General features: G+C 54.1%; 1 protein-coding gene. It reads left to right on the plus strand.

Features of this window, described 5'->3' with window-relative positions:
• The coding region (locus B3P58_RS13850; protein ID WP_286718336.1) for a hypothetical protein at positions 1–1,378 on the plus strand (1,378 nt) is incomplete at both ends.

The raw sequence follows: 1,378 nt of genomic DNA on the forward strand, positions 1-1,378 counted from the left end.
TCCTACTGATCCTACTGATCCTACCGATCCGACTGATCCGGCAGAGCCAACCGGTGCCGCTATTAATGGCACGCTGAGCACCAGTGAAGATATCGCCGTAGCACTCAACATTGATCTGTCCGCCTATAAAAGCTGGATTGATGATGGTTCGATGGGTGCGCTGGTTGTCCGTGACGTACCTGCCGCGGCTGCATTTAATGTCGGCGTCCGCAATGCTGACGGCAGCTGGACCATCGCCCTGAATAAACTGGCCGAAGCGCAATTTATTCCTGCCGAACACAGCGGCAGCGATGCCCTTCTGAAAACCGCCGTTACCTACAGCGCCAAGGGTAAGAGCAAAACCTTTACTGGTCAGATCAGCGTGGCGGTTGAGGCCGTTGCCGATGCACCACAGTTAAGCCTGACCCGGCAGCCTCTGGCCAGTGACCGCTTTACCAGTGCTTATCTGCAGGAAAACCGCGCCATCCTGAATATTGATCAGGTCATCAGCCAACTGAACAGCAGCAATTATGTTCTGGTCGGTACCGCTCAAACCCGTGGCGATATTCAGGCCGGTGCCGCCGATGAATGGATTGTCGCAAACGATGCCAATATTTCTGCTTCTGCGGGCGACGATGTTATTCAGGTTAATCGTGGCAGTGTCGATGCCGGCGATGGTAACGATATCGTGCAAATGCTTGGCGGCAGCGTAAATGGCGGCCGTGGTAACGATCTGATTCAAATTAATGCCGGCAGTGTTAATGGCGGCGAAGACGATGACGTTATTCAGATCAAAGGCTGGTCTGATGCCGTTAATACCGATATCGACGGCGGCGATGGCTTTGATCACCTGATCGTTGATCAGTCGCTGGTCAGCCGTATCGAATCTCTGGGCGAGCACGCCGGCCGTATCGAATTTATTAGTGGTGGTTCGGTAACCTACCGCAGCATTGAAAACCTGAGTCAGGGCGGCGAGTTGATTTTTGCTCAGGGCGTCGAACTGACTGCCAGCGCACAGCTGCTGGATACTGATGGCTCCGAAACCATTCTGAGCACCGTTATTTCCGGCGTACCGGAAAAAGCCCTGCTGAGCCATGCAACACGGATTGACCAGAACAGCTGGAAAATCGACAGCGATTATCAGGGTGCACTGCAATTGCTGTGGCCATCCAGCCTGAGCGATGATTTCACTCTGACCATGACAGTGAAAAGTCAGGACAGCGATGCTGACAGCAGCGTGATTTATCCGCTGAGCACCAGCACCACTCTGGCAATTACCGTGGCAGATCTGCTTGATCCGACTGATCCTACCGATCCTACCGATCCGACTGATCCGACTGATCCGACTGACCAGACTGATCCGACTGATCCGACCGATCCGCCTGATCCCACCGATCCC

Origin of the sequence: Thalassolituus sp. UBA2009, from assembly GCF_002335285.1 — a bacterium.
GTDB classification, from domain to species: domain Bacteria; phylum Pseudomonadota; class Gammaproteobacteria; order Pseudomonadales; family Oceanobacteraceae; genus Venatoribacter; species Venatoribacter alkanivorans.